The sequence below is a fragment of the Kitasatospora sp. SC0581 genome (assembly GCF_048159585.1).
Classification (GTDB): domain Bacteria; phylum Actinomycetota; class Actinomycetes; order Streptomycetales; family Streptomycetaceae; genus Kitasatospora.
Genome location: NZ_JBLRWA010000024.1, coordinates 25,115 through 48,956, shown reverse-complemented (window position 1 = coordinate 48,956; position 23,842 = coordinate 25,115). Strand labels below are relative to the sequence as shown.

Genomic DNA, 23,842 nt, shown 5'->3' with positions numbered 1-23,842 from the left:
GGCCGGGCACCGCCGGACCGACCCGATCCGTCCGGCCCCCTGGTCCCGGATCCGTGACCGGCCGAAGATGGCGGCATGGGTGTCGACGGAGCGGGTGCCGGGCTGCTGGTGACGAACGTGCGCGTCTTCGACGGGACGGGAGCGGAGGCGGCGCCGGGGTACGTCCGGGTGGAGCGGGACAGGATCGCGGAGGTGGTGCTGAGCCGCCCCTTCCCGTCCGGTCCCCCGGGTGGCGCGACGGTGCTCGACGGCGGAGGCCGCACCCTCATCCCCGGGCTCACCGACGCCCACGTCCACCTGTTCGCGGCCGGCGGCACCATGGCCGAGCTCCAGCTCGCGCCGACCGGCACCGTCTACTACCAGGCCCTGGCCGCGGCCCGCTCCATGCTGATGCGCGGCTTCACCACGGTGCGGGACATGGCCGGCGACACCGAGCCGCTGCGGCGGGTGCTGGACCGCGGGCTGTTTCCCGGCCCGCGGATCTACCCGAGCCAGGCGGCCGTCTCCCAGACCTCCGGCCACGGCGACTTCGGGACGGTCCACGACGCCCCGACCGCCCTGGGCGGGCCGCCGGCCCGGAGCGAGCAGCTCGGGTTCACCCGGGTGGCCGACGGGCCGGAACGGGTGCTCGCCGCGGTGCGCGAACAGCTCAGGAAGGGCGCCACCCAGATCAAGCTGATGGCCGGCGGCGGCGTCAGCTCCGAGTTCGACCCGCTGGACGTCCTGCAGTTCACCACGGCCGAGCTGGAGGCCGCCGTCGCCGCGGCCTCCGACTGGGGCACCTACGTGACCGTGCACGTCTACACCTCCGAAGGCGTCCGCCGCGCGGTGCGGGCCGGGGTGCGCTGCGTCGAGCACGGGCACCTCCTCGACGAGGACACCGTCCGCCACCTCGCGGAGCAGGGCGTCTGGCTCAGCACCCAGCCGTTCGAGGTCGACGACCACCACTACGCCTCGCCGGACAGCGCCCGCAAGAACCGCGAGGTCTGCGAAGGCGTCGCCCGCACCATCGGCTGGGCGGTGCGGCACGGCGTGCGGCTGGCCTTCGGCACCGACCTGGTCTTCGACCCCGGGAAGGCCCACCGGCAGAACGAGATGCTCGTCCGGCTCGGCGGCCACCTCGGCCCGGTCGAGGCCCTGCGGACGGCCACCTCCGGCAACGCCGAGCTGTTCCGCCTGTCCGGCCGCCGGGACCCCTACCGTGCCGCACCGCTCGGCGTCATCGCGCCGGGCGCCTGGGCCGACCTCCTGGTCGTCGACGGCGACCCGACCACCGACCTGTCCGTCCTCGCCGACCCCGAACGGAACCTGCGACTGATCGTCAAGGACGGCGTCGTCCACAGGAACGAACTCGGCTGACCCCCTCGCTGTTGCCGGTCAGGCGTGCCGGAGGCAGAGGGTTCCCCACTGGAATCCCGCTCCGATCCCCGACAGCACATAGGTGTCCCCCGGGAGCAGGGCACCTTCGGCCATGGTGGCGTGGAGCGCGGTGAACAGCCCGGCCGACCCGGTGTTGCCCAGTCGGTCGACCGTGACGGGGACGCGCTCGCGGGGAACGCCCAGGGCGGTCATGGTCTCGGTGAGGATGTTCAGGTTGGCCTGGTGCAGGAAGAAGTGCCGGATCCGGTCGACCGGCACCCCGGCCCGGTGCGCGGCGCTCGCGATGCTCTCGGGCAGGCGGGTGCTGGCGGTGTTCCAGACGGCGCGGCCGTCCATCCGCAGGTAGTGCTCCCCGGCGGCGACGGTGGCCGCCGTGGTGGGCAGCCGGGAGCCCCCGGCGGGGATCTGGACGCCGTAGGAGAGCTGGGAGCCCAGGTCGTAGGAGAGCAGGCCCGCTCCGGCCTGGTCGGTGCGGGTGAGCACCACGGCCGCCGCGGCGTCTCCGAAGAACACCCCGGCGGTCCGGTCGGTCGGATCGGTGATCCTGGAGGCGCAGTCGGCCGCGAGCAACAGAACGGTGCCGATGGAGGGGTTCTGCAGGAGGTGGGCGGCGATCAGCACGGCCTGGACGCCGGAGGCACAGGCCGCCTGGGTGACGTCCAGGGACAGGGCGCGGTGGGCACCGAGGGCGTCCTTGACGATCAACGCGGTCGACAGGAGCGGCTGGTCCCCGGTGTAGGAGGCGACGACGACCGCGTCCAGCTGGGCAGGCCCGACCCCGGCGGCCTCCAGGGCCGGGTGGGCCGCGGCGACACACATGTCGGAGGTCGCCAGATCCGGGGCCAGCCGCCGGCGCTCACGGATACCGGTGCGGCTGGTGATCCACTCGTCACTGGTGTCCAGGGTGCGGGTGAGCTGCTCGTTGGTCACGACGGTCGGCGGAAGGTACACCCCCGTCCCGGCGACGGCGAACGGCACGGGCAGGCCGGCGCCGGTCTGGTGGTGCAGCGTCTGCTCCACGGTGACGGTCACAGCAGGGTGCTCCGCCCGGATTCGATCGGTCCGCCGCGAGAGGCTCCCATGGTTCTTTTCCTTCCCCTGCCGGTCCGTCATTTTTCAGTACCGTCGCATCGTTCCATGAAACATCGGGGCCAGATGTCTCGTGGTAATCCGTAAGCGTGACGAAGCCGCCGACGAATTGACATCCAGCCGCCGTGATGTGCTATCGACCGGATTCCTGAAATGGATCCGCGCAGGAAAGATGAATACGCCGCTCTCACAATTGACCGTCCACTCCGAAAAGTCGTACGAAAAGAGCGCGGATGACCGATCCAACGGTGTACCAGGGGTCGCCGATGGCGAGGGCGTCGAACTGCGGGGCTCGACGGCGGCCCGGGCATCATCGCCGCCGGTGGCTGCGGCGAGTCGCGAATCTCGATGGCGTTGCGGCGCTGGTGCTGCCAGGGTGTCCCTGTGCTGAAGAAGTTACTCTTCATGACCCTAGCCGGACATGGACACATCAATCCAATGGTGCCGTTGGTCGAGGAACTCGTACGGCGCGGGCACCAGGTGGACTACGCCACCGGAGCAGGCCACGCCGCCACGGTCACCAGTGCCGGCGCACGCTGGTTGGAACTGCCGCCGCTGGAGCCGTTCACACCACCATCGAAGATCGGCCCAGAGGCCGTGGCCGGCTGGTTACGCCACTACTTCGCGGCAATGCGCGCGACCTACCCGGTGTTGCAGAAGTACTGTGCCTCGGAGCCGGTGGACGCAATCTGTTACGACACGACGAACTGGCCTGCCCGGACCATCGCCAGGAGGCTGGGGATCCCCGCCGTGCAGTGCTTCCCTCACCTCGCCTCGAACGAGGCGTACTCACTGGACCGGCAGTTGACCGCAGGGCTCGACACCGGCGATCCGGCGATGGCCTTGCTCGCCGCTGACTGTGAGGCCTTCTCCACCGAGTACGGCGTCCCGCTCGGTGTCGCCGACACCATGACGATGGCGGACGGGCTCAACCTCGTGTTCGTCCCGCGAGAGTTCCAGCCGGCCGCTGACAGCTTCGACGAACGATTTCACTTCGTCGGCCCCTCGATGGGCAGTCGCGAGCAGACCGAGCACTGGTCGCCGCCCGACCCCGACGCGCCACTGCTGTATGTCTCACTGGGCACCGTCTTCAACGGTCGCCCGGAGTTCTACCGCGCCTGCATCGACGCCATCGCCGACGGGCCCTGGCAGCTGGCGATGACCGTGGGCGATACGGATGCCGCCGTACTCGGCGCCATCCCGAGCCGGGTGGACGTCCGGTCGCGGTTCCCGCAACTGGCGGTACTCCGCCATGCCACCGCCTTCGTATCGCACGCCGGAATGAACTCCGTTATGGAGGCGCTGCATTACGAGGTCGGCCTCGTCGCCGTCCCGCGGACACCCGAGCAGGCTGCCAACGCCGGGCGCCTGGGGGAACTCGGGCTCGGCGAACGCCTGGACGCCGACATGGTGAGCGCCGAGGCACTGCGGGCGGCGATCGACAGGGTCGCCTCAGACCCGGCAGTACGCGTCAGCCTTGCGGGAATGCGCCAAGCCATCCTGCGAAGCGGTGGAGTCACACGCGGCGCCGACGTGATCGAGCAGTACCTCCGTCAGCACTCCGTGTGACTCTGCGCTCCTGCGTCGCCCTCACCGGAAGCGGGTGCGGCCACCACGTGATCGTCAAGAGCTGTGTGGACCGGTCGTCGCCGTCTCCGTCGACGGCGACCGCCTGGCCTCCGGGACACCGGCGTTCACGAGGACGGCTGTCCCGGAGCATCGGTGCCGTCCGGCTCGTCACCAGGTGGCGGGCAGGTGCAGGGGGCTGCGGGTGGAGGTGCCCAGCCGCCATTCGATCCCGGTGGTCGGCAGGGTGAGGCGCAGGCCGGGCAGGCGGGCGGCGAGACGGTGGAGAGCGATCCGCATCTGGAGGCGGGCCAGCCACGCGCCGGGGCAGAAGTGGGGACCGGCGCCGAAGGCCAGGGTGCCGGCTTCCAGCGGGTCGAACAGCCGGCTGAGGGAATCGGGTGGGAAAACGCCCGGGTCCCGGCCGGCGGTGGTGCGGTCGGCCGCGACGATGTCGCCGGCACCGATGGTCACGCCGCCCAGCTCGACCTCCTCGGCGGTACGAAGGAGGCTTCCGGGGCGTTCCCTGTTGGCCCCAAGGGGGATGGTGTGCAGCAGCCGCTCCGCCGCCAGGGCGGCCGCCGCCTCGTCCGAGCCGATGCGGCTCCAGGCGTCGGGGCGTTCGGCGAGCAGGTAGAGCACCGCGTTGGCCAGCGTGGTCATGCTGGTCTCGTGTCCGGCCACCATCAACCCGCACACGAGGTTGACCAGTTGGCGCTCGGACACCTCACCCTCGCGGTCCGCGGCCCGGACGATGGCGCTGACCAGGTCGTCGCCGGGTGCGCACCGACGGCCGGCGAGCAGCCCGGCCACGTACGCGGTGAACTCCCGCATCGCGCGGATGACTTCGGCGGGGTCGCGGTCGGCGGTGGCGAAGGCGAGCTCGGTCCAGTCCCGGACGCGTCCGAGGTCCTCGCCGGGGAGGTCCATCATCCTGGCGATCACCGCGCTCGGCAGCGGCCTGGTGTACCCGGTGACCAGATCGGCCGGGGCGCCGAGCCGCACGAGGTCGTCCAGCAGCCGGTCGACCACGGAGGTCACCCACGGACGCGACCGCTCGATCGCGCCGGGGGTGAACGCCCGTTGGAAGACGCGGCGCATCCGGTGGTGCTCGATCCCGTCCTTGTGGAACATCGAGTCCCGGTCGCTGCCCAGATTGGGCGTGTCACTCAGCGGCGGCGCGTCCGGGGCGAACAGCAGCGACCGCTTGAACCGGGCGTCCACGAGAGCCCGGCGGACGTCGTCGTAGCGCGTGACCAGCCAGATCGGAGTGCCGTTCGGCAGCTGCTCACGGCGCGGCGGCCCCACGGGCGGCAGCTCCATGCGGTGCATCGGGACCAGCCGCATTCCGGGGACAGTGGTTGTGAGGTTCTCGGTCTGGGGCAACGGTTCCCCCTGGGATCGTCGGATGGCTGCGGTGCGGTCGGCAGGCACCGGCGGCTCTCGGGCGGGTCACCGCCCGCCGTCGGCGTCGGACGGACGGGCACGGTCGTTCGCGGACGTCATGGTGGCGAAGCGGCAGCCGGGGCGCCAACCGGCCCGCTCAGGGTTCACCCGTCCGGCGGCAGACGGCCGGGCGTCCCGCCCCCGGTCCGACGGTTCCCCTACCCCTGTCCGCCTACCGCCGGCCGCTCGCCGCGAGCGGGCGGGAGCGCAGCAGGGCGCGGGCCGGCAGGGCCGTCGCGGCGAGGCAGAGGGCCACGGCCGCAGCGGCCAGCGGCAGGGCGGTGCCGGGCGGGACGTACGGCGGGGCGTCGGCGAGGCCCCGGGCGATCGGGACCAGGGTGATCCAGGCGATCAGGCTTCCGAGCAGCAGCCCGGTCGCGGCCACCAGCAGGGCCTCCCAGCGCATCATGCCGCGTATCTGGCGGCGGGTGGCGCCGGTGAGGCGGAGCAGGGCCACCTCGCGGCCGCGGTCCAGGACGGTCATCACCAGGGTGTTGGCGGCGGTGATCGCGGCGAAGCCGCCGAGGACGGCCGCCATCACGGAGTTCGCCCAGTCGCCGGCCTCGCGCCTGCGGTCGGTCTGCGCGACGTACCCGGCGCGGTCGGCCACCGTGAGCCCGACGACCGTGGCGGTCCCGGTGGCAGAGGCCTCGGCGGGGAGCTTCGCCAGCCGGGCGGCGACGTCCGCGCGGTCGGCTCCGGGTGCGTCCGCGACGAGCACCTGGCTGTCGTAGGCGACGGCGGCGTGTGCGGCGACGGCGGCCCGGGGCAGGATCAACTGCCCGAAGCCTAGGCCGCGTTCGTAGGTGGCGACGACCGTCAGCCGCGCCTGGGTGCCGTCGCCGAGCCAGAAGGAGGCGCGGTCGCCGACGCTGTGGCCGAGCCTGTCGGCGAGGGCCGCGTCGAGGGCGACGGTGTCCGTGCCCCGGGCGAGGTCGGCGAGCGAGCCGCTGCGCACGCCCAGGTCGAGGACCCGGGGCAGCCTCGCCGGATCGCCGGACACGCCGAGGGCGTTGGCGGAGCGGAGCTTCCCGTCGGAGCGGTAGACGGCTCCGGTGCGCAGCACGCCCACGGCGGCTTCGACGCCGGGCACCTCGGCGGCCCGTTCGGCGGTGGCGGCGGGCAGACCGCGACCGGTGGAGCCGAGCACGTGGTCGGCGACGACCCCGGCACGCAGCTGTTCGCCGGTGGCGTGCCCGACGCTGCTCTGGATGAACAGCATGGTGCCGCAGAAGGCGCTGACCATCACGATGGGTGTGATCGCGGAGGTCAGCCGGCGGGCGTCGGCCCGGGCGTTGTCGGCGGCCAGCGATCCGGCGGTGCCGCCCGCACCCGCCCGCAGCGGCAGGCCGAGCACTCCGGCGGCGACCCGGGCCACCCAGGGGCCGAGCAGGGCGGTGGCCACCAGGAAGCACATGACCACGCCGAGCGCGGTGTTGGCGGCGTTCTCACCGCTCAGGCCGGCGGCGACGGCGGCCAGCACGACGCCGCCCACGACGGCCGCCAGACCGAGGAGGGCCCGCACCACGCCCGCCCGTCCGGCCGGCACCGAGGCCTCTCCGAGTGCCTGGCCGGGGCGCAGGCGGGAGGGACGGTGCGCGGCGAGGTAGCCGGCGGCCAGCGCGGCCAGCGAGCAGGTGGCGACGGCGACGAGCGCGGGGACCGCTCCGACGTCCAGTTCGACGCCCTCGGGGACGGCGCCGCGGGAGACCAGTCCGTCGAACCACCAGCGGGCCAGCGCCACGCCCGGGACGAGGCCGAGCAGGCCGGCGAGGGGTGCCACCAGCATCGCCTCGGTGGCGACCGTGCGGCGGATCTGGCGGGGGGTCGCGCCGACGGCGCGCAGCAGGGCGAACTCGCGGGCCCGCTGACCGACGGCCAGGGCGACGGTGGACACCACCACGAAGACGGCCGTCATGGTGGCGGTGCCGCCGAAGGATCCGCCGATCGCGATCAGCAGCGTCCGGCTCTGCCCGAGCCCAGGCTGCTCGACGGAGCCGCGGTCCTCGCCGGTGACCACCCTGATCCCGGTGGGCGACGCCCCGGAGGCCTGCGGGCCGGCGGTGTCGCGCAGGGCCTCGCGGAGCCGGCGGGCGAGGTCCTTGGCGCCGACGCCCTCGCTCGGCTGGACGGCGATGGCGTCCACCCGGCCGGGGTGACCGGAGAGCTGCCCGGCCACCGCGTCGGCGAACCAGGCCGTCGGGCCGGCGTTCTGCGGCGCGGCCAGGCCGGAGATCCGGTAGGTGCCGTTGCCGCCGGGTGCGACCAGGGTGAGGCTCGCGCCGGGTGCCAGCCGGGCGTCCCGTGCGGTGGCGGCGTCCAGGACCACCTCGTCCGGGCCGGGGGCGCGGCCCTCGACCAGGGTGTCCGCGCCGCCGGCGATGCCGAGCGCCGCGAACCCGCGCCCGGTCAGGCCGGGTGCGGCCGGACCCGGCTGGATCGGGAAGGCGGTGTCGGGACGGGCCGCCGCGACACCGGGCAGGGCGGCGATGCGCTGGGCCAGGGCCGCGTCCACCCGGGGCCGGTCGGGCACCGGCCGATCGACGGCCTTCTCCTTCTTGTTGACCTTGCGGACGATCCCGATGTCCGGACCGGCCGCGACGACGACCGGCGCCTGCGCGTAGCGCACCGGGGGCACGCTCGCGGTGACGCCGGTCTGCAACAGGGTGCCGCAGCCCATGATGACCGCCGCGCCGAACAGCAGGGCGACGAAGGTCCCCGCGAAGGAAGGCGGCCGGAAGCGCACCGAGGCGCGCGCGAGTCCGTTGCTCATGCCGCCGCCCCCGACGCGGCGGTGGAGCTGCCGCGGCCCGGCGCGAGGTCGACCCCGCGCACCACGTGCGCCGTCCCGACGCCGCGCCCGTGGCCGCGCCGCACCGCGCGCGGTCCGATCGCGGGGCGGGCGGGGGCGTGAGGCTCGGGCGGTTCGTACTCCGGGCGGTGGTGGCGGGCTGCCATGGTGCTGCCATCCCTCGTGGATCGTGTCCGTCAGCGACGGGGTCCAGGCTAGGAACGGCGGGTGGGCACGAACCATGGTGGCGACCGGCGTGCGCGGGGTGGGGATAACCCCACCCCACGCGCGCGGGCCTCGGGCGGGCCGGACCGGCTCCAGCGGGCCTTGCCGCCCGGCCACGGCTCAGCCGCAGTGCTCGAAGCTGTAGCCGGTGTCACCGATGCCGGAGAACTCGTTGTACTTCAGCCCCCCGATGAAGTCGATGCAGGCCCCCTTGGCGTACGCGTAGACCGGGCCCGCGTACTGGGTGTAGTTGCTGCCGACACCGTCCTTGATCCAGGTGCTGTCGCGGGAGCGCCGTATCTCGACGAAGATCTCGTGCTGGCCGCTGACGACCGCGTCGTTCCCGCGGGCGATCGCGCAGTTGTACCCGTTTCCGCTGTTGTAGTAGATGTCGATGAAGCCGACCACCGCGGCCACGTTGTGGATGTCGTTGATCTCCCAGCTCCGCTTGAAGTCGTACGCGCTCCCGCACTTGTTGACCCGGGCGGAGGCGTGGGCCGCGCCGGCGGAGAGGCCGACGAAGCCTCCGGCGAGGACCGTGGCCGCGAGGACCGTCGCGAGACGCTTCCTGATCATCGAGAACTCCTTCGAGTGCCGGGGTTCGCGGACCGCTGCCGCGATCCGCGCGGAACTGCCGGCGGCGGGTGGTGCGTTGCTGGATCGCGTCGCCGCCGGGTGGTACGTCGGGCGGCCGACCGCCCCCGTTGTCGTCGGTCGGCCGCCCGGTCGCGGCGCTCGGGGTCCGTGGTGCGGACTCCCCGGCGCCCGTCAGAGGGCGGCGCCCGGCCCGCTCGAACGGGCCCTGCCGCCCGGCGATGGTTCAGCCGCAGTGCTTGGAACCGTAGCCCGAACCCCCTTGCCCCGTGAACTCGTTGTACTTCAGCCCACCGACGAAGTCGATGCAGGCCCCCTTGGCATACGCGTAGACCGGGCCCGCGTACTGGGTGTAGTTGCTGCCGGCGCCGTTCTCGATCCAGCCGTCCGTTCCGGAGCGCCGAATCGCGACGTAGATCTCGTGCTGGCCGGTGACGGCCGCGTCGCGCCCGCGGGCGATCGCACAGTTGTACCCGTTCCCGCTGTTGTAGTAGATGTCGATGAAGCCGACCACCGGAGCCGCGCTGGAGTTGTCGGTGATGTCCCAGCTCCACTTGAAGTCGTACGCGCTCCCGCACTTGTTGACCCGGGCGGAGGCGTGGGCCGCGCCGGCGGAGAGGCCGACGAAGCCTCCGGCGAGGACGGTGGCCGCGAGGACCGTCGCGAGCTGCTTCCTGATCATCGAGAACTCCTTCGAGGGCGGTGGTTGCCAAGGTCCGGGGCCGTCGGGTGACCGCCGCCGCGGGACGGCGCAGCCCCGGCTCCGGCACCGGAGGTCCCGGCCGGCGTGTCCCGTCGCAGGCGGGCTCCGACAAGTTGTCCGAAGACCCGGTGGAGTTCCCACAGTGCGGGCGTATTTGATTGTCCATCTACAAGACTCGGCCGCGGCCCAGGTGAACAGCGGACAACCCGGATTGACCACGGACACGGCAGGGGGCAGGGAATGGGGAGCGCCGGACGCCCACAGGGGCGGTTCAAGGGCGAGACCGAGCAGGCGAACGACCTGGCCGGGCTGGTGCGGGAGGTGACCTCCGGGCTCACCGTCCGCGAACTCGCGCGCCGGTACCCGGCTGGCAGGACCAGCTGGAGCGAGTACCGCTCCGCGGAGAAGGACATCCCGTGGCACCTGCTCCGGCAGCTGATCCACGACCGCGTGACGGACCCCCGGGCCCAGGCGGTGCTCCTGGCCCGGGCCGGTCAGCTGCACGAACGGGCCGGGCTGGCGGCCAGGGGGCTCCCGTCGCCCGCGGCAGGGCGGTCGGACGCGCGGCAGGCACTGGATCTGGCCAGGCAGGCGCAACGGCAGGCCGAGGCCGGCGTGGCGGAGGCGGAGGAACTGATCCGCGTGCTGATCGCCATCGTGGCCGAGCTACGGGGTGAACTGGGCTCCGCCGGAGCGGACGGGCCGACCCCCGTCGCGCCGCTGCCGCCCGGCGGGGGCGATGCGGGGCAGCGGCGGGCCCGGCTGCTGGAGGCGACGCGCTGCCTGGACGAGGTGCGCCGCATCCGGGAGAGCGCGTACGACGCTCGGCGGACCGCGGAGCAGGAGCAACGCGCCATGGGGCTCCTGGTCGACCAGGAGCAGTCGCCGGCCGGGGCCGACGGTGGCCGACAGCCGGGTACGGAGCCCGCGGTGGCCGACGGGGTGCCGGCGCACCTGCCCGTGCTCCGGCGCCTGCACACGGACCTCCTCGCGGTACGCACGGCCCTGGCCGGCCGCTACCTGGAGGTGGCCCGGATGGCCCCGGCGACGACCGCCGCCGTGGTTGTCCGCGGTGAGCTGGTCACGGTCACGGACAATCGCCCGACCGGCTTCTTCCCGCCGGGCCCGGCGTTCGACGGCCCTCCACCCGTCGACCCGCTCTACCCCGCCGAGCCCGCCGGGGCATCGGGGCGTCGGGCCGTCAGGACGGGCGCGGCCGTCGGCGCGGCGGCGGTCCTGGCCGGGGCCCTGGTCCTGGCGGGCGTGCTGGTGGGCGTACAGCTGCGCCCGGTGCCCACCTCCTCCGGAGCGCTCCCCCTGGCGGTCGGTACCGACGCCGCGCCGACGCCCGGTCCGAGCGCCGACCCGTCCGCACCACCGGCGGGCAGCCCGTCGGCGCGGCCCCCCGGCGACGGTCCGGCCACCGCGTCGACCGCACCCCCACCGGACGGCGGGCCGGCTCCGGCGGCGGGGGTTCGGAGCGCCGCGGCACAGCCCGGTCCGACGGTTCCCGGCGAGCCGCCCCGTGCCCTGTCGGAAGCCACCGGCCCTCCGGCCTCGACCGGGGGCGACCGACCCGCGCCGCCCCCGGTGCCCACCGCCTCCGCTTCCGCGTTCCCGGTTCCAGCTCCGGTTCCGGCACCGGGGCGCCTCGGCGGCACCCCGCTCGTCCCGCCGACGGGATCGGTGGCGATCAGGAACAACAACAGCCTGCAGTGCATCGCCACGCCCGGCGGGAGCCGGGAGGAGGGCGCGCAGGTCCAGCAGTATCCCTGCGGGGACTTCCCCGACCACTTCTGGCAGACCCAGCAGGCCTACACGGACGCCGACGGCGACTCCTACTACCGGATCGTCAGCTACAACAGCGCCCTCTGTCTCTCCGTCCAGGACTCCAGCACCGAGGCCACCGCCCAGGTCGTCCAGTCGGCGTGCCGGAACAACCCCGGGCAGGCCTGGAAGATCGAGAAGTGGCCGCACGGCATCCGCTTCGTCAACGGCAACAGCCGCCAGTGCCTCGCCGTCTCGCACGGCAGCAACGCCCCGCAGGCCCCGCTGATGCAGTACCCGTGCGGCGACTACCCGGACCACCACTGGGGCTACGGCTCACGCCGCTGAAGCTCGTTCCAGAGGCCGGGAACGGGGACTTCCCGGCACGAGCAGGGTGTCTCGGGCTGGCCCGGATGCCGTGGCGCGACGGGCGCACGCCATGCGCCGGCGCGGACGCAGACCGCCCACAGGGAGGGGGTCGCCGGAGAGCGGTCGCGTACCGCCCGGACGCCGGAGTCCGCGGTGCTGCGGGCGGAGAGGTACGCCAATCCCGGCCAGGGGCGGGCCCGTTGGGCAGTGCTGATCGCGGCTGTCGGCCGGCCGCCGGCGAGGCGGGCGGGCGCCGGTGCCTCGCCGCGGTGGGGCGGCGGCCGGCCGGCATGACCGCGGCGGTCAGGGCCACTTCACCTCGGAGAGGTGTTCCTCCACGCGGAGGATGTCGGCGTCGGTCAGGGCGAAGCACGCGCGGACGTAGGGATAAGGGGCCGGCCCGAGATGGAACGCGTCGGCCGGGATGGTGGCGATGCCGGCGGCACTCAGGATCGTCTCCGCGACCTCGCCGCTGTCGCCGCCCAGCGGAGTCCCGTCCACCAGGAGGTAGTAGGCGCCTTCCGGGTCGTTGGTCGCGAGGCCCGCGTCGCGGAACGCCGCGGCGATCCGGTCGCGCTTGCGGCGGTAGTCCTGGCGCGTCCGCGCGTAGAAGGAGTCCGGCAGGGTGAACGCCCGTGCCGCGATCTGCTGCAGCGGGGTGGGGGCGCACACCGAGAGCGCGTCGGCGGCGATGCGCAACGGCGCGATCAGCTCCGGGGGTCCGGCGGCGTAGCCGAGCCGCCATCCGGGGATGCTGTAGGTCTTGGAGAGGCCGGAGACTGTGATCGTGCGGTCGCGCAGCAGGTCGAACGACGCCGGCGAGCGGTGCGGTTCGTCCCCGTAGTAGAGGTGCTCGTAGATCTCGTCGGTGATCACCAGCAGGTCCCGGTCCGCTGCGAAGCGCGCCACCTCCTCGATCTCGTCCGGTGGCATCCGGTGGCCCGACGGATTGCCGGGTGTGCACAGCACGATCGCCCTGGTGCGGTCCGTCGTGGCCGCCTCCAGGGCCGCCCTGTCGATCCGGAACCCGGGGGCGTCCGTCCTGACCGGCTGGGGAACGACCCCGTGGATCTCCGCCACGGTGCGGTGGTAGCCGTAGAAGGGTTCGGGCAGGAGCAGGCCGTCTCCCGGGTCGAGGTGGGCCAGTACCGCCGCGTTGTACGCGCCGGTGGCGCCGATGGTGGCCACCACCCCGTGCTCCGGGTCGACGTGGACTCCGTTGTACTCCGCCAGCTTCCGCGCGACGGCCTGCCGGAGGACGGCGTCTCCGTGGGCGGGGCTGTAGGAGTGGTCGGCGGACGCGAAGTGTGCGGTCGCGTGGTCGAGCAGGTCGTCCGGGGGCGGCGTGCGGGACAGGCCCTGGCCGAGGTTGATGCCGCCGACGGCGACGCACCGCTCGGTCATGGCCCTGATGGTCGACTGCCGGAACCCGTCGAGCCTCCGCGCGTGCGGCTTCATCGGTGCCTCCTCCCGTGTTCGGGCCGGTCGTGGGGTCGGTGGGTGTTCATGCGCTGACTGTTCATGCGGTGACTGTTCATGCGGCGGTCCATCCACCGTCCGCCTCGATGACGGCTCCGTGGACGTAGCTGGACGCCTCCGAGGCCAGGTAGAGCACGGTCCCGACGAGCTCCTCGGGCCTGCCCCAACGGCCGGCGGGTACCCGGGTGAGCAGGCCCGCACTGCGCTGCGCGTCCGTGCGCAGACCGGCGGTCAGGTCCGTCTCGAAGTAGCCGGCGGCGATCGCGTTCACGTGGACGCCCCGCCCGGCCCACTCCGCCGCACAGGAGCGGGTGAGCTGTACCAGCGCGCCCTTGCTCGCCGCGTAGGCGACGACGTTGCGGCCACCGCTGTGGGCCAGGACCGATGCGATGTTGACGATCTTTCCGCTGCCCTGCCGGAGCATGGCCCTCCCGGCGGCGCGTGACACGAGGAACGCGCCGGTCAGGTTGGTGTCGATGACGCGCTGCCAGGTCTCGGCCGGGTAGTCCTCGGCCGGGAACCTGTCGATGATGCCGGCGTTGTTGACGACGATGTCGAGTCCGCCGTGTTCGCGCACCGCACGGGAGAGGACGTCCTCGACCTCTGCCTCCCGCGTCACGTCCAGCCCGACACCGACGGCGGATCCTCCGTCGACGGCCAGTTTGCCGGCGACCGCGTCTGCTGCTTCGCTGCTGCGCCCGGCGACGATCACTCTGGCACCGGCGCGGGCCAGGCCGGCCGCGATGGCCTGGCCCAGCCCGCGGGTGGCCCCAGTGATCAGGGCCACCTTGCCTGTGACGTCGAACAGGTGCAGCGGACTGGTGTCATCCATGTCCGCCACCACAGTCCTCTCCGTTCTCTCCGTCCGGGTGTTACGCCGTCAGCTCGGACTCGATGGTGGTGCTGTGGTACCAGGGGTTTCCGGCGGATTCGGAGATGAGGTCGCGCGACCGCGTCTCGTGGTGCCGGCCGAGGCGGAGTGCCGCGTGCTGCACCACGTTGAGGGCGGTGAAGTACTTCCGGAGGAAGTCCCCCTCCGAAAGGTGCACCCGGGAGAACCGGATGTTCCGGTTCTCCGGTCGGTCGTCGGTCAGCAGACGCTGCAGGTTCTCACCCTTGGCGAGGGTGTACTCGTCGTCGTCCGCGTCGGAGAACCAGACCGTGCTGTGCTTCCGCACCGGGTCGGAAAGCGTGGCCACCTCGCTGTGGCAGAATTCGTGGAAGTAGTTCCGGGCGGTCGGAACCATGGCCATCTCGTTGAAGTGCATCTTGGCCAGCTTGAGCAGGCTCTCGTGCCATTTCGGGGACGCGATCATGATGATGTTCGCGTCCTCGCTCGCGTCGGCGATCCGACGGGCGGCCTCGCGGCCGTTCTCCTCGAAATCCGCCTCGAGCAGGCCCGCCAATTCGCCCAGCCGGGCGTGGTGGTCGTCGCTCAGCACCCCGAATTCGTGGAACATGTCCATCAGGATGGCGAAGTACTGCGAGACGTGGAAGAGCGGGTACTCGCGGTCCGGTTCGCGCAGCCGCCAGTAGGCGATGGAGGCGCCGTCCGCCCGCCCGAGCTCGGCCAGTTTGCCGCCGGAGGTGAGCAGGAGCACCTGGTCCCGGACGGCGCGAAGCCGCTGGTAGGCGAGGACCGGCTCCTGCGAGTGCCCGCTGTAGGAGCTAATGATGTACAGGGTCGCCTCGTCCTCGAGGACCGAGGGAGCGGCCAGGAAGCGGAAGTCGTAGTCGTTCACGACGTGCACTTCGAGGGGCAGGCCGATCTCCGTGAAGTAGCCGCGGACGATATCCGAGACGATGGCCGAGCAGCCCATTCCGGTGAAGACGATGCGCTTGAACCTCCCTTCGGAGAGACGCTTTCGAAGGTCCGGGGTGACGTCGTCGAGCGAGTACTCGTCGGGCTTCGTCAGGCCGGCCCGGTACTCCTTCTCGATGAATTCCTCGTAGCGGTCGAGTCGGGACTTCATGCGATCTCACTCCATCACGGTCGCGTGCGGGTGGAAGAAGTCGTGCGACTCCGGATGCCGAACTCCGGAGACCCGGGTTGCTTCGGGTGATTCGACTCTAACAAGCGCGGAAGGCCTCGTGGCATTCACATCGGTAAGTCTGCGAATCGACCAGGGACCGCATGGTCCGATTTCGCCGGTCTCACATGCTGAGAGGGATTCTGACGGAATATGAGAACGGCGGCGGCAGTCGAACGGACAAGTCCCCTGAATGCAGACGACCGCCACGCTTCGGGACACGGAGGAACCGGCCGTTCTCACCAACTTGCCCAAAACCCTTCTCAACCGCGCCATGATTGGTGTATGACTGCGCAGCTACTGACGTTCGTACTCGCTTCTCTTCTGATCATCGTTGTTCCGGGCCCCGACCTGGTGCTCCTGCTGCGGAACGCGGCACGGGGCGGCCGCCGGGGCGCGGCCGCGACCGCGATGGGCATCATGCTCGGCAACGCGGTCCTCGCCGGCGCGGCCGTCGCGGGCCTGACCGCGCTGCTCACGGGCTCCGAAGTGCTCTACACCGCCGTGCGGATCGCCGGCGCCCTGTACCTCGCCTACCTGGGCATCCGGTCCCTGATCGACTTCATCCGCCTCGGCCGACGCGAGGACGGAGCTGACGACGCGACGGCCGCGCAGCCCGCCGGCCACGGCCGTGGCGGCGGTGGCGGGGCGCCGGACAGCGGGGCGGACTTCCGCCAGGGCCTGCTGAGCAATCTGCTCAACCCGAAGGTCGCCGCCTTCTACCTCTCCCTCTTCCCGCAGTTCCAGCTGCCCGGCATGTCCGAGCTCTCCCAGCACGTGCTCCTGGCCGGGCTGTTCTGGCTGCTGGCCCTGGCCTGGTACGTCGTGGTGGTCGCGGTCCTGGGCGCGATCCAGCGCGTCCTGCTGCGGCGCAAGGTGCAACGGGGGCTGTCGGGGGTGGCCGGGGTGGCGCTGCTCGGGCTCGGGGCGGCGGTGGGGGCCCGTCAGTAGCGCGTTCCCGACTCCGGCGAGGCGACGGGGGCGGCCCCGGCTGGGGCCGCTCCGGTCGCCTCGGGGGCGGGGTCGGTGAGTCCGGTGACGCGCAGGGTGATGTTGAGGCGGCCCCGGGCGGGGCCGACGGCGGGGTCGCCGGTGCCGGGGAGGATCTTCGGCACGGCGTGGTACGCGAGGCGGGAGGGGCCGCCGAAGACGAGCAGGTCGCCGGAGGCGAGGGTCAGGTCGGTCCAGGGCCGGTTGCGGGTACGGGTGTTGCCGAAGCGGAAGAGGCAGGTGTCGCCGATGCTGAGGGAGACCACCGGGGCGAGCGAGCGCTCGTCCTTGTCCTGGTGCATGCCGAGCCGGGCGTCGGCGTCGTAGAAGTTGACCAGCGCGGCGTCGGGTTCGTAGCCGGCGCCCTGGCCGGGGTCCTGGTAGGCGTCGGCCACCGCCCGGCGGCCGAGGTCGGCGAGCCAGTCGGGGAAGCGGGCGACGCGGCGGCCGTTCACGTCGTCGGCGGTGCGGGTGTAGGCGTACGGCTGCCAGTGCCAGCCCAGGCACACGGTCTGTACGGACATGACGCCGCCGCGCGGCAGCCGGGTGTGCCGGATCGGGACGGGCCCGGTGGCCCAGGCGCGGCAGGCGGCGACGAGGTCGCGCTGCCGGTCGGGGGTGAGCCAGCCGGGCAGGTGGACGGCGCCCGGCGCGATCTCGCGGCGCTCGTAGCCGGCGGGCGGCGGGCCGAACAGGGCGGGGGTGGTGGTCACGCGGCGGCGCCCGGGGTGGCAGGCGGGAAGGAGTCGGTCCAGCCGGAGGCGATGCGCCAGGTGCCGCCGTCCGCGCTCGCGCCGCGTACGCCGTCCAGGACGCCGGGCCCGGCGAGCGCGGCGGCGACCGGCTCGGCGAGGGACGCGAAGCCGAAGGTGCGGTCCGGGCGCCAGGGGGTGCTGTGGCGCAGGCGTCGGGCGAGTTGGGCCCAGCCGAGCGGGGCGGCGGCGATGACGAGGGCGTCGGGCTCGGGGGCGGTGAGGCGGTGGGCGGGCCGCAGCCAGGAGGCGGCCTGTTCGGGCCAGTCGACGACGGCCAGGACGGCGTGGCCGGCGGCCTGCCAGGCGTCGGCGAAGGCGGCGGCCGCCGCGCGGGAGGCGTCGTCGCGGCTGTGGCCGATCGCGACGCCGTGCAGGGGCGGGCGGCGGTGGTCGGCGAGCAGGCGCAGCAGGGCCGCGAGTTCGGGGGCGGTGTGGGGGGCGGGTGCGGGGAGGTCGCCGTAGGCGGTCGGCCCGGGTTCGGGGAGGAGCGGGGAGCGGTCGGGTGCGGGGAGGGTGTTCACGGGGTGCGGTCCTTCCGGCGGGTCTTCCACTGCCGGTACTTCTCGGGCAGGCACACCGAGCAGGGCCGGTAGGCGGCGGCGATCGCGGTGGCCTCGTCGGCGAAGAAGACGCGGTGGCGCACGTAGCCGCCGGCGGCGATGGTGCGCAGGGCGGAGGGGCAGTCGAGGCGGCCGTAGAGGCGGCCCCGGCGGTGGCCGCCGAGGGTGCCGGGCGTGGTGCTGGAGTAGGGGCGGTTGTCGGGTCCGGTCAGGGTGTAGCGGCGGGACGGGACCGGGGCGGTGCCGACAGTGGGCGCAGCGGTGTCGGCGGTGGGCCCGGGTGTGCCGGTGGCGGCCATGGCGGCGGGGCCTCAGGCGTCGTGGAAGACGAGGCCGAGGGTGTGGCGGCGGCCGCTGCGCACGGTGCTGACGCCGTGGCGGACGGGGCCGGCGCGGTGGCCGCGGGCCGAGGGGACGGGGCGGTCGCGGGTGGTGAAGATCAGGCCGTGCCCCTGGGGGACGACGGTCGCGGTGCCGCGGGACTGGGCGCGGGGGCGCTGTTCGACGAGGAGGAACTCGCCGCCGGTGTAGTCGGTGCCGTGGGCGTCGAGGCCGATGACCACCTGGAGGGGGAAGACGAGGTCGCCGAAGACGTCGCGGTGCAGGGCGTTCCAGTCGCCGGGGCCGTAGCGCAGCAGGATCTGGGAGCTCTTGTCCTGGCCGGCGGCGTGGCACATGGCGGTCCACTCGGCGAGGGTGTCGGGCCAGGGGGCGGGGCGGCGGAGCTTGTCGGCCCAGGTACGGGCGACGGTGAGCAGGTGGGGGTAGAGGGCCTCGCGCAGGGCGGCGACGGGTTCGGGCAGGTTGTGGGTGAAATAGCGGTACTGGCCGGAGCCGAAGCGGTGGCGGGCCATGTCGACGGTGGTGCGGAACAGTTCGGGCCGGTCGTAGAGCGCGGCGAGCTCCCGGCACTGGGCGGGGTCGAGCAGGCGGGGCGTCGGGGCGCAGCCGTGGACGTCGAGTTCGGCGGTCAGGGCGGTCCAGTCGGCGGTGTCGAGGGCGCGGACGGCGGCCTGGACGCTGCCGGCGGCGGTGTCGGGGACGGTCTCGGGGGCGAGGGTGTTCACGGGGTGTCCTGGTGGTGAGCGGGCGGGCGCGCGGTCAGCGGGCGTTGTGGAAGATCACGCCGAGCGTGGTGCGGCGCCCGGACTCGACGGCGTTGGTGCCGTGGCGCATCGGGTGGCGCCGGTAGCCGCGGCTGCCCTGGACGGGGCGGTGCTGGACGGGGAAGACCAGGGCCTGACCGAGCCGCGGCCGCACCACGATCGCGCGGGACTGCGAGCGGGGCCGCTGTTCGACGAAGACGTTCTCGCCGCCGGTGAAGTCCTCGCCGGGCCGTTCCAGCATGATCGTGGCCTGCAGCGGGAAGACGAGGTCGCCGTAGACGTCCTGGTGCAGGCAGGCGTGGTCGCCCGGACCGTAGCGCAGGACCAGCGGGGTGGGACGGTGCTGGCCCGCGGCGGCGCACTCGGCGTGCAGCTCGGCGAGGGTGAGGGGGAAGGTCCGCTCGCCCAGCCGCGCCGCCCACTGGTTGGCGATCCGCGCCAGCGGCGGGTACAGCCGCTCCCGCAGCGCGTCCAGGACCGGTACGGCGGCCGGGTCGGCGTAGTACCGGTAGGTGCCGCGGCCGAAGCCGTAGCGCTGCATCACCACGGTGGAGCGGAACAGGCCGTCGTCGTCGAAGGTGTCGGCGAGCTCCCGGCACTGGGCGGGCGACAGCAGCGGCCCGGTGAGCGCCACCCCGTCCCGGTCCAACTGCTCCCGCACGTCCTGCCAGTCGACCGGGGCGAGCGCGGGCAGGGCGGCCGGGCCCGGGGAGGCCGGGCCCGGCGCGGGTGCCGCGGTGGCCTGCGCGGCGGTGTCAGGTTCGGCGGTGGCAGGTTCGGCAACGGCGAAGAGGGCGTCGTTCACGGGGAGGTCCTTCGACGGGCGGGGGCGAGCAGACGCACGGGCCGCGGGAAGGCGGGCCGTGGCCGGCGTACGGTCGGGCTGTCCCGATCGTCACCCGTGGAAGGGTCCGTGTGCTGGCGGCATTCGGACGTCGCGTCGGGCGCCGCGTCCGAGGTCGGACGGGTCCGCCGTCAGGACGTGCGGGAGCGGGTGGGCGCCAGGTCCGCGACCAGCAGCGCCAGCAGGTCCGCCGGCGCCTCGATGAAGCGGTAGTGGCCTCCTTCCAGGAGTTCGAAGGTGGTGTCGCCGCAGGCCGGCCAGCCGGTCATCAGGGACGGCTCGATGCCCGTGTCCTCGGTCCAGCCGATGGCGGTGACCGGGCACGGCAGCCGGACCGGCTCGGCCACGTGGTAGCGCTTGTTCATGTCGACGTCGTTGCGCAGCACGCCGAGGTAGAGCGCGAGCAGGCTCGGTTCCAGCGTGCCGCCCAACTCCGCGACGAGCCCGCGCAGTTCGTCGGCCAGCTCGTCGTCGTTCATGCCGAGGAAGCGGCCGTAGGGGCCGTCCTGCGGCGCGACCTCGGAGGAGACGAACAGCCGGGTCGGGGCGGGGCAGCCCCGCTGGACCAGCCGTACGGCGGTCTCGTAGGCCGCCAGCGCGGAGCCGCAGTGGCCGAACAGGGCGTAGGGCCGGTCCAGGTAGGGGCGCAGCGCCTCGCAGAGGTCGTCGGCCAGCGCCTCGTAGGTGGTGTGGGCGGGCTCGCGCATCCGGTTCTCCCGGCCGGGCAGTTGCACGGGACAGACCTCGACGCCGTCGACCGAGGACGGCCACTGGCGGTACATGCTGGCGCCGCAGCCGGAGTAGGGCAGGCAGAACAGCCGCGCCGGCACCACCGGCGACGGCTCGCGCAGGAACCACTTGTTGCGGGTACGGGCCGTCGGAGCGTCCACTGATGACCTTCCGTGTGGGGTTTCTTGTCGGGTTCGGCTGCGGTGAAAGTGTCGGGCCCTACCGGGTCCGCGCGGTGACCGGCAGGTGGGTGAAGCCCGCGATGACGTTCGAGCGCATCCGCCGCGGCGCCCCGGCGAGCTCGAAGTCCGTGAACCGGCCGAGCAGTTCGGCGAACAGGATCCGCAGCGCGACCCGTGCGACGGTGTGGCCGATGCAGTAGTGCGCGCCGACGCCGAAGGCGATGTGCTTGTTGGGCCGCCGTCGGATGTCGAAGGTGTACGGGTCGGCGAACACGGTCTCGTCGCGGTTGGCCGAGGCCAGCCAGACGACGACCGCGTCCCCCGCGGGGATCGGCACGCCCCGGACCTCGACGTCGCGGGTGGTGTGGCGCATGAAGTGCTGGGTGGGCGAGGCCCAGCGCAGGGCCTCCTCCACGCCGCTGCCGAGCAGCTCCGGGTGGGCCGCCCAGTCGTCCAGGACCGGGGTGCCGGCCAGTTCGGCCATCGCCGCGATCGGCGGCTGGGCGGTGGTGACGGTCGCACCGAGCAGCAGGCTGTAGCAGTTGGAGACGATCTCGCCCGGCGACAGCCGGCGTCCGTCCAGTTCCATGGTGAGCAGCACGCTGACCAGGTCGTCGCCCGGTGCGCGCCGGCGCTCGGTGACGAGGTCCTGGAAGTAGGCGAACAGTTCGCGGTGGGCGGTCACCAGGGTGGCCTGGGGCCCGTCGGCGAGCTGGAACTCGGGGTCGTCCGCGGCGATGCAGGCGTGGGCGAGCCGGACCAGCCGCGGCCAGTCCTGTTGCGGCAGCGCCATCATGGTGCCGATGACCGCCATCGGCAGGGTGGCCATGGCGGCGGCGAAGTCGTACGGGCCGCCGTCGGCCAGCGGCCGGAGCAGGTCGACGACGACCCGGCGGATGGCCTCCCGGTCGTTCTCCACCGTCTTGATCGACAGGGCCTGCTGGAGCGGGCCGCGCAGGTGGGCGTGCCGGGGCGGGTCGGTCGCGGCCATCTGGCGGCCGCCGGCGGGGTCGCCCTTGCCGAGGAGGTTGAGCAGGGTGCCCTGTTCGGAGGTGAACGTGGCGTGGTCGCGCAGGACCCGGTTGGCCTCGGCGTGGCCGACGACCGACCAGTAGCCGATGTCGCCGACCGGCTGCCAGCTCACCGGGGCTTCGCGGCGCAGCCGTCGCCAGGCCTCGTGCGCCCCGCCCGCGTGGTAGAGGTCGGGGTCGATCAGGTCGACCGGCCGCGGGGCGAGGACCGGGCAGCGCGCGGTCGGGGGGACCGTCGTCATCGGGGCCGCTCCTCCCCCGCCGCGTCGGCCGGCCCGCCTGGCGCATCGGCCCGGCCGTCCGGGCCCGCCGTCCCCAGCCGCTCGCTGAGGGCCGTCGCCAGCTCGGCGACGGTCGGCGACATGTAGAGGGTCTGCGCGGGGAGGTCCACGTCGAACTCGCGCTGGGTGGCGACCAGGAGGTCGGTGGCCAGCAGGGAGTGCCCGCCGAGGTCGAAGAAGTCGTCGTCGACGCCGACCGGTTCGATGCCGAGGACGTCGCCCCACAGGTCGGCCAGTCGGGTCTGCACCTCGGTGACGGGCGGGACGAACTCGTTGGGCACGTTGCGCGGGACCCGGGTGGCGGTGGGCAGGGCCCGGCGGTCGATCTTGCCGTTGCGGTTCACCGGCAGCTCGGGACGGACCAGGATCGCCCAGGGGATCAGATAGTCCGGCAGGCTGTCCCGCAGGTCGTGGCGCAGCCGCCGGCCGAGGTCGGCGTTGCCCTCCGGGCCGGGTTCCGCGGGCACGACGTAGGCCAGCAGCCGGGTGCCGCCCGCCGGGTCGGGCTGCGGCAGCACGACCGCGTGCCGCACGCCGGGGAGCCGTTCCAACTCGACTTCGACGGCGCGCGGTTCGGCGCGGTAGCCCTGGACCTTGACCTGGTCGTCCGCGCGTCCGACGAACTCCAGCGTGCCGTCCGGCAGCCAGCGCACGAGGTCGCCGGTCCGGTACATCCGGGCGCCGGGCTCGGTGCCGAACGGGTCGGGCAGGAACCGTTCGGCGGTCGCGGCCGGGCGGCCCAGGTAGCCGCGGGCCAGGCCCGCCCCGGCCACGTACAGCTCCCCGCACTCGCCGACGGGCACCGGCCTGAGCTCGTCGTCGAGCACGGCGACCCTGGTGCCGCTGATCGGGCGGCCGATCGGCACGCTCCGCAGCTCGGGGAGGGTGCTGCTGGTCCAGCAGGTCGTGTACGTGGTGTTCTCGGTCGGTCCGTAGCCGTTGGTGAAGAGCAGCTCCGGGTGGCGGGCCAGCAGGTGCTGGACGTGACCCGGTGAGGCCACGTCGCCCCCGGTGAGGACGTGCCGGACGTCGGCGAACGCCTCCGGGTGGGAGCTCACCATCTGGTGGAGGAGCCCGGTGGTCAGCAGCAGGACCGTCACGCGCTCGGCGCGGACGATCCGCGCCACGTGCTCCAGGGTGACGGCGACCGGGGGGAAGAGGACCAGCCGGCAGCCGTTGACGAGCGGGGTCCAGATCTCGAAGGTGGAGGCGTCGAACGCGACCGGCGCGAGGTGGAAGAAGACGTCCTCGGCGCGGACGTCCACCCAGTCCGCACCCCGGACGAGCCGGTCGACCGCCCGGTGGGGCACGCCGACGCCCTTGGGCTCGCCGGTGGAGCCGGAGGTGTAGCTGACGTAGGCGAGCCGGTCCGGGTCGCCGGGGCGGGCCGGGGCCGCCGGGCCGGTGGCCGGCTCCTGCGCCGGGTCGCCCTCCGTCACCGTGACGACGGCGTGGGGCAGCCGCTCCCGCAGCTCGGGCCCCGCGGCCTCCTCGGTGATCACCATGGCCGCGCCGGCGTCTTCGAGCAGCAGCGCGTGGCGGGCGTCCGGGTCGTCCGGTTCGAGCCCGAGGTACGCCCCGCCCGCGATGAGGACGGCGAGCAGGGCCACGATCAGCTCCGGCGACCGCGGCACCAGCACGCCGACGACGCCCTCCGGCGCCAGTCCGGCGGCCCGCAGCCGCCCGGCGAGCCGGTTGGCGCGGTCGTCGAGCTGCCGGTAGGTCAGGGTCCGTCCGTCGCAGGTGACGGCGGGCGCGTGCGGGGCCCGCACGGCCTGCTCGGCGACCAGCTCGTGGATCGCCCGGGCGTCGAACGGTGGCCGTCCAGTGCCGACGAACGCCGGGATGTCGGAGGTGAGGACCGTCTGGGTCAACTGCTTCCCGCTTTCCTGTGCTGAAGTGTCCCCGTCGGGGGTGAACGCGCG

General features: G+C 73.4%; 21 protein-coding genes. 4 read left to right on the top strand and 17 right to left on the bottom strand.

The annotated features are described in order from the left end of the window. Positions 1–75 precede the first annotated feature (75 nt). On the top strand, positions 76–1,359 hold the full coding sequence (locus ACLWS4_RS28325; RefSeq protein WP_416875587.1) for an amidohydrolase family protein: 1,284 nt from the start codon (positions 76–78) through the stop codon (positions 1,357–1,359). A gap of 18 nt (positions 1,360–1,377) precedes the next feature. On the opposite strand, the gene ACLWS4_RS28320 is transcribed toward ACLWS4_RS28325, so the two are convergent. Next, a complete protein-coding gene (locus ACLWS4_RS28320) occupies positions 1,378–2,412 on the bottom strand; it encodes a 3-oxoacyl-ACP synthase III family protein (RefSeq protein ID WP_416875586.1) in 1,035 nt (344 codons plus the stop codon). Positions 2,413–2,853: 441 nt separating this feature from the next. Between ACLWS4_RS28320 and ACLWS4_RS28315 the strand changes: the two genes are divergently transcribed. Then, complete coding sequence (locus ACLWS4_RS28315; RefSeq protein ID WP_416875585.1) at positions 2,854–4,038, top strand: macrolide family glycosyltransferase; 1,185 nt, start codon at positions 2,854–2,856, stop codon at positions 4,036–4,038. A 168-nt stretch (positions 4,039–4,206) separates the two neighbouring features. On the opposite strand, the gene ACLWS4_RS28310 is transcribed toward ACLWS4_RS28315, so the two are convergent. From ACLWS4_RS28310 to ACLWS4_RS28290, 5 genes are all read right to left on the bottom strand, one after another. Then, positions 4,207–5,358 (bottom strand): cytochrome P450, encoded by a 1,152-nt coding sequence (locus ACLWS4_RS28310; RefSeq protein ID WP_416875584.1) that lies wholly within the window; start codon positions 5,356–5,358, stop codon positions 4,207–4,209. Positions 5,359–5,653: 295 nt separating this feature from the next. Next, positions 5,654–8,254, bottom strand: coding sequence for an ABC transporter permease (locus ACLWS4_RS28305; protein WP_416875583.1), 2,601 nt, complete (start codon positions 8,252–8,254; stop codon positions 5,654–5,656). Further along, on the bottom strand, positions 8,251–8,439 hold the full coding sequence (locus ACLWS4_RS28300; protein WP_049651158.1) for a hypothetical protein: 189 nt from the start codon (positions 8,437–8,439) through the stop codon (positions 8,251–8,253). The genes ACLWS4_RS28305 and ACLWS4_RS28300 overlap by 4 nt, the downstream gene beginning before the upstream one ends. A gap of 178 nt (positions 8,440–8,617) precedes the next feature. Beyond that, entirely contained in the window at positions 8,618–9,073 is a 456-nt protein-coding gene (locus ACLWS4_RS28295; RefSeq protein ID WP_416875582.1) for a hypothetical protein, read from the bottom strand. A gap of 244 nt (positions 9,074–9,317) precedes the next feature. After that, positions 9,318–9,773, bottom strand: a complete 456-nt coding sequence (locus ACLWS4_RS28290) for a hypothetical protein (protein WP_416875581.1) — start codon at positions 9,771–9,773, stop codon at positions 9,318–9,320. A 261-nt stretch (positions 9,774–10,034) separates the two neighbouring features. Between ACLWS4_RS28290 and ACLWS4_RS28285 the strand changes: the two genes are divergently transcribed. Next, a complete protein-coding gene (locus tag ACLWS4_RS28285) occupies positions 10,035–11,909 on the top strand; it encodes an RICIN domain-containing protein (protein WP_416875580.1) in 1,875 nt (624 codons plus the stop codon). Between the two features lie 324 nt (positions 11,910–12,233). Here ACLWS4_RS28285 and ACLWS4_RS28280 read toward each other — a convergent pair whose 3' ends face one another. The 3 genes from ACLWS4_RS28280 to ACLWS4_RS28270 all read right to left on the bottom strand — a co-directional run bounded on the left by ACLWS4_RS28280 (position 12,234) and on the right by ACLWS4_RS28270 (position 15,382). Continuing rightward, positions 12,234–13,388: a pyridoxal phosphate-dependent aminotransferase gene (locus tag ACLWS4_RS28280; RefSeq protein WP_380741068.1), complete on the bottom strand. Its 1,155-nt coding sequence runs from the start codon at positions 13,386–13,388 to the stop codon at positions 12,234–12,236. 76 nt (positions 13,389–13,464) lie between these two features. Continuing rightward, a complete protein-coding gene (locus tag ACLWS4_RS28275; protein ID WP_049659034.1) occupies positions 13,465–14,241 on the bottom strand; it encodes an SDR family NAD(P)-dependent oxidoreductase in 777 nt (258 codons plus the stop codon). A 40-nt stretch (positions 14,242–14,281) separates the two neighbouring features. Continuing rightward, on the bottom strand, positions 14,282–15,382 hold the full coding sequence (locus ACLWS4_RS28270) for an SIS domain-containing protein (protein WP_049659031.1): 1,101 nt from the start codon (positions 15,380–15,382) through the stop codon (positions 14,282–14,284). A gap of 342 nt (positions 15,383–15,724) precedes the next feature. Between ACLWS4_RS28270 and ACLWS4_RS28265 the strand changes: the two genes are divergently transcribed. Further along, positions 15,725–16,390 (top strand): LysE family translocator, encoded by a 666-nt coding sequence (locus ACLWS4_RS28265; RefSeq protein WP_063780371.1) that lies wholly within the window; start codon positions 15,725–15,727, stop codon positions 16,388–16,390. Here ACLWS4_RS28265 and ACLWS4_RS28260 read toward each other — a convergent pair. From ACLWS4_RS28260 to ACLWS4_RS28225, 8 genes are all read right to left on the bottom strand, one after another. Then, positions 16,384–17,142 (bottom strand): alpha-ketoglutarate-dependent dioxygenase AlkB family protein, encoded by a 759-nt coding sequence (locus ACLWS4_RS28260; protein WP_416875579.1) that lies wholly within the window; start codon positions 17,140–17,142, stop codon positions 16,384–16,386. The two genes, ACLWS4_RS28265 and ACLWS4_RS28260, sit on opposite strands and share 7 nt — an antisense overlap. Continuing rightward, positions 17,139–17,705, bottom strand: a complete 567-nt coding sequence (locus ACLWS4_RS28255; protein WP_416875578.1) for a hypothetical protein — start codon at positions 17,703–17,705, stop codon at positions 17,139–17,141. The genes ACLWS4_RS28260 and ACLWS4_RS28255 overlap by 4 nt, the downstream gene beginning before the upstream one ends. Then, positions 17,702–18,043 carry a metal-binding protein gene (locus ACLWS4_RS28250; protein WP_416875577.1) on the bottom strand — a complete coding sequence of 114 codons (342 nt, stop codon included), beginning with the start codon at positions 18,041–18,043 and terminating at the stop codon, positions 17,702–17,704. Before ACLWS4_RS28250 ends, ACLWS4_RS28255 begins: the two co-directional genes overlap by 4 nt. 12 nt (positions 18,044–18,055) lie before the next feature. Then, the gene (locus tag ACLWS4_RS28245; RefSeq protein WP_416875624.1) at positions 18,056–18,718 is read right to left on the bottom strand and encodes a 2OG-Fe(II) oxygenase; all 663 of its coding nucleotides are present in this window, start codon (positions 18,716–18,718) and stop codon (positions 18,056–18,058) included. A gap of 127 nt (positions 18,719–18,845) precedes the next feature. After that, positions 18,846–19,655, bottom strand: coding sequence for a 2OG-Fe(II) oxygenase (locus ACLWS4_RS28240; protein ID WP_416875576.1), 810 nt, complete (start codon positions 19,653–19,655; stop codon positions 18,846–18,848). A 170-nt stretch (positions 19,656–19,825) separates the two neighbouring features. After that, positions 19,826–20,584: a thioesterase II family protein gene (locus tag ACLWS4_RS28235; protein ID WP_416875575.1), complete on the bottom strand. Its 759-nt coding sequence runs from the start codon at positions 20,582–20,584 to the stop codon at positions 19,826–19,828. A gap of 58 nt (positions 20,585–20,642) precedes the next feature. Continuing rightward, positions 20,643–21,878 (bottom strand): cytochrome P450, encoded by a 1,236-nt coding sequence (locus tag ACLWS4_RS28230; protein ID WP_380775854.1) that lies wholly within the window; start codon positions 21,876–21,878, stop codon positions 20,643–20,645. Beyond that, positions 21,875–23,791 carry an amino acid adenylation domain-containing protein gene (locus ACLWS4_RS28225; protein WP_416875574.1) on the bottom strand — a complete coding sequence of 639 codons (1,917 nt, stop codon included), beginning with the start codon at positions 23,789–23,791 and terminating at the stop codon, positions 21,875–21,877. The genes ACLWS4_RS28230 and ACLWS4_RS28225 overlap by 4 nt, the downstream gene beginning before the upstream one ends. Positions 23,792–23,842: the final 51 nt, after the last annotated feature.

Bases quoted from the DNA above. Each gene is read 5' to 3' on its own strand.
- ACLWS4_RS28295 (WP_416875582.1), bottom strand. From the start codon at position 9,073: ATGATCAGGAAGCGTCTCGCGACGGTCCTCGCGGCCACGGTCCTCGCC.
- ACLWS4_RS28250 (WP_416875577.1), bottom strand. From the start codon at position 18,043: ATGGCCGCCACCGGCACACCCGGGCCCACCGCCGACACCGCTGCGCCC.
- ACLWS4_RS28285 (WP_416875580.1), top strand. From the start codon at position 10,035: ATGGGGAGCGCCGGACGCCCACAGGGGCGGTTCAAGGGCGAGACCGAG.
- ACLWS4_RS28230 (WP_380775854.1), bottom strand. From the start codon at position 21,878: ATGACGACGGTCCCCCCGACCGCGCGCTGCCCGGTCCTCGCCCCGCGG.
- ACLWS4_RS28290 (WP_416875581.1), bottom strand. From the start codon at position 9,773: ATGATCAGGAAGCAGCTCGCGACGGTCCTCGCGGCCACCGTCCTCGCC.
- ACLWS4_RS28305 (WP_416875583.1), bottom strand. From the start codon at position 8,254: ATGAGCAACGGACTCGCGCGCGCCTCGGTGCGCTTCCGGCCGCCTTCC.
- ACLWS4_RS28265 (WP_063780371.1), top strand. From the start codon at position 15,725: ATGACTGCGCAGCTACTGACGTTCGTACTCGCTTCTCTTCTGATCATC.
- ACLWS4_RS28280 (WP_380741068.1), bottom strand. From the start codon at position 13,388: ATGAAGCCGCACGCGCGGAGGCTCGACGGGTTCCGGCAGTCGACCATC.
- ACLWS4_RS28325 (WP_416875587.1), top strand. From the start codon at position 76: ATGGGTGTCGACGGAGCGGGTGCCGGGCTGCTGGTGACGAACGTGCGC.
- ACLWS4_RS28310 (WP_416875584.1), bottom strand. From the start codon at position 5,358: ATGGAGCTGCCGCCCGTGGGGCCGCCGCGCCGTGAGCAGCTGCCGAAC.
- ACLWS4_RS28300 (WP_049651158.1), bottom strand. From the start codon at position 8,439: ATGGCAGCCCGCCACCACCGCCCGGAGTACGAACCGCCCGAGCCTCAC.
- ACLWS4_RS28270 (WP_049659031.1), bottom strand. From the start codon at position 15,382: ATGAAGTCCCGACTCGACCGCTACGAGGAATTCATCGAGAAGGAGTAC.
- ACLWS4_RS28275 (WP_049659034.1), bottom strand. From the start codon at position 14,241: ATGGATGACACCAGTCCGCTGCACCTGTTCGACGTCACAGGCAAGGTG.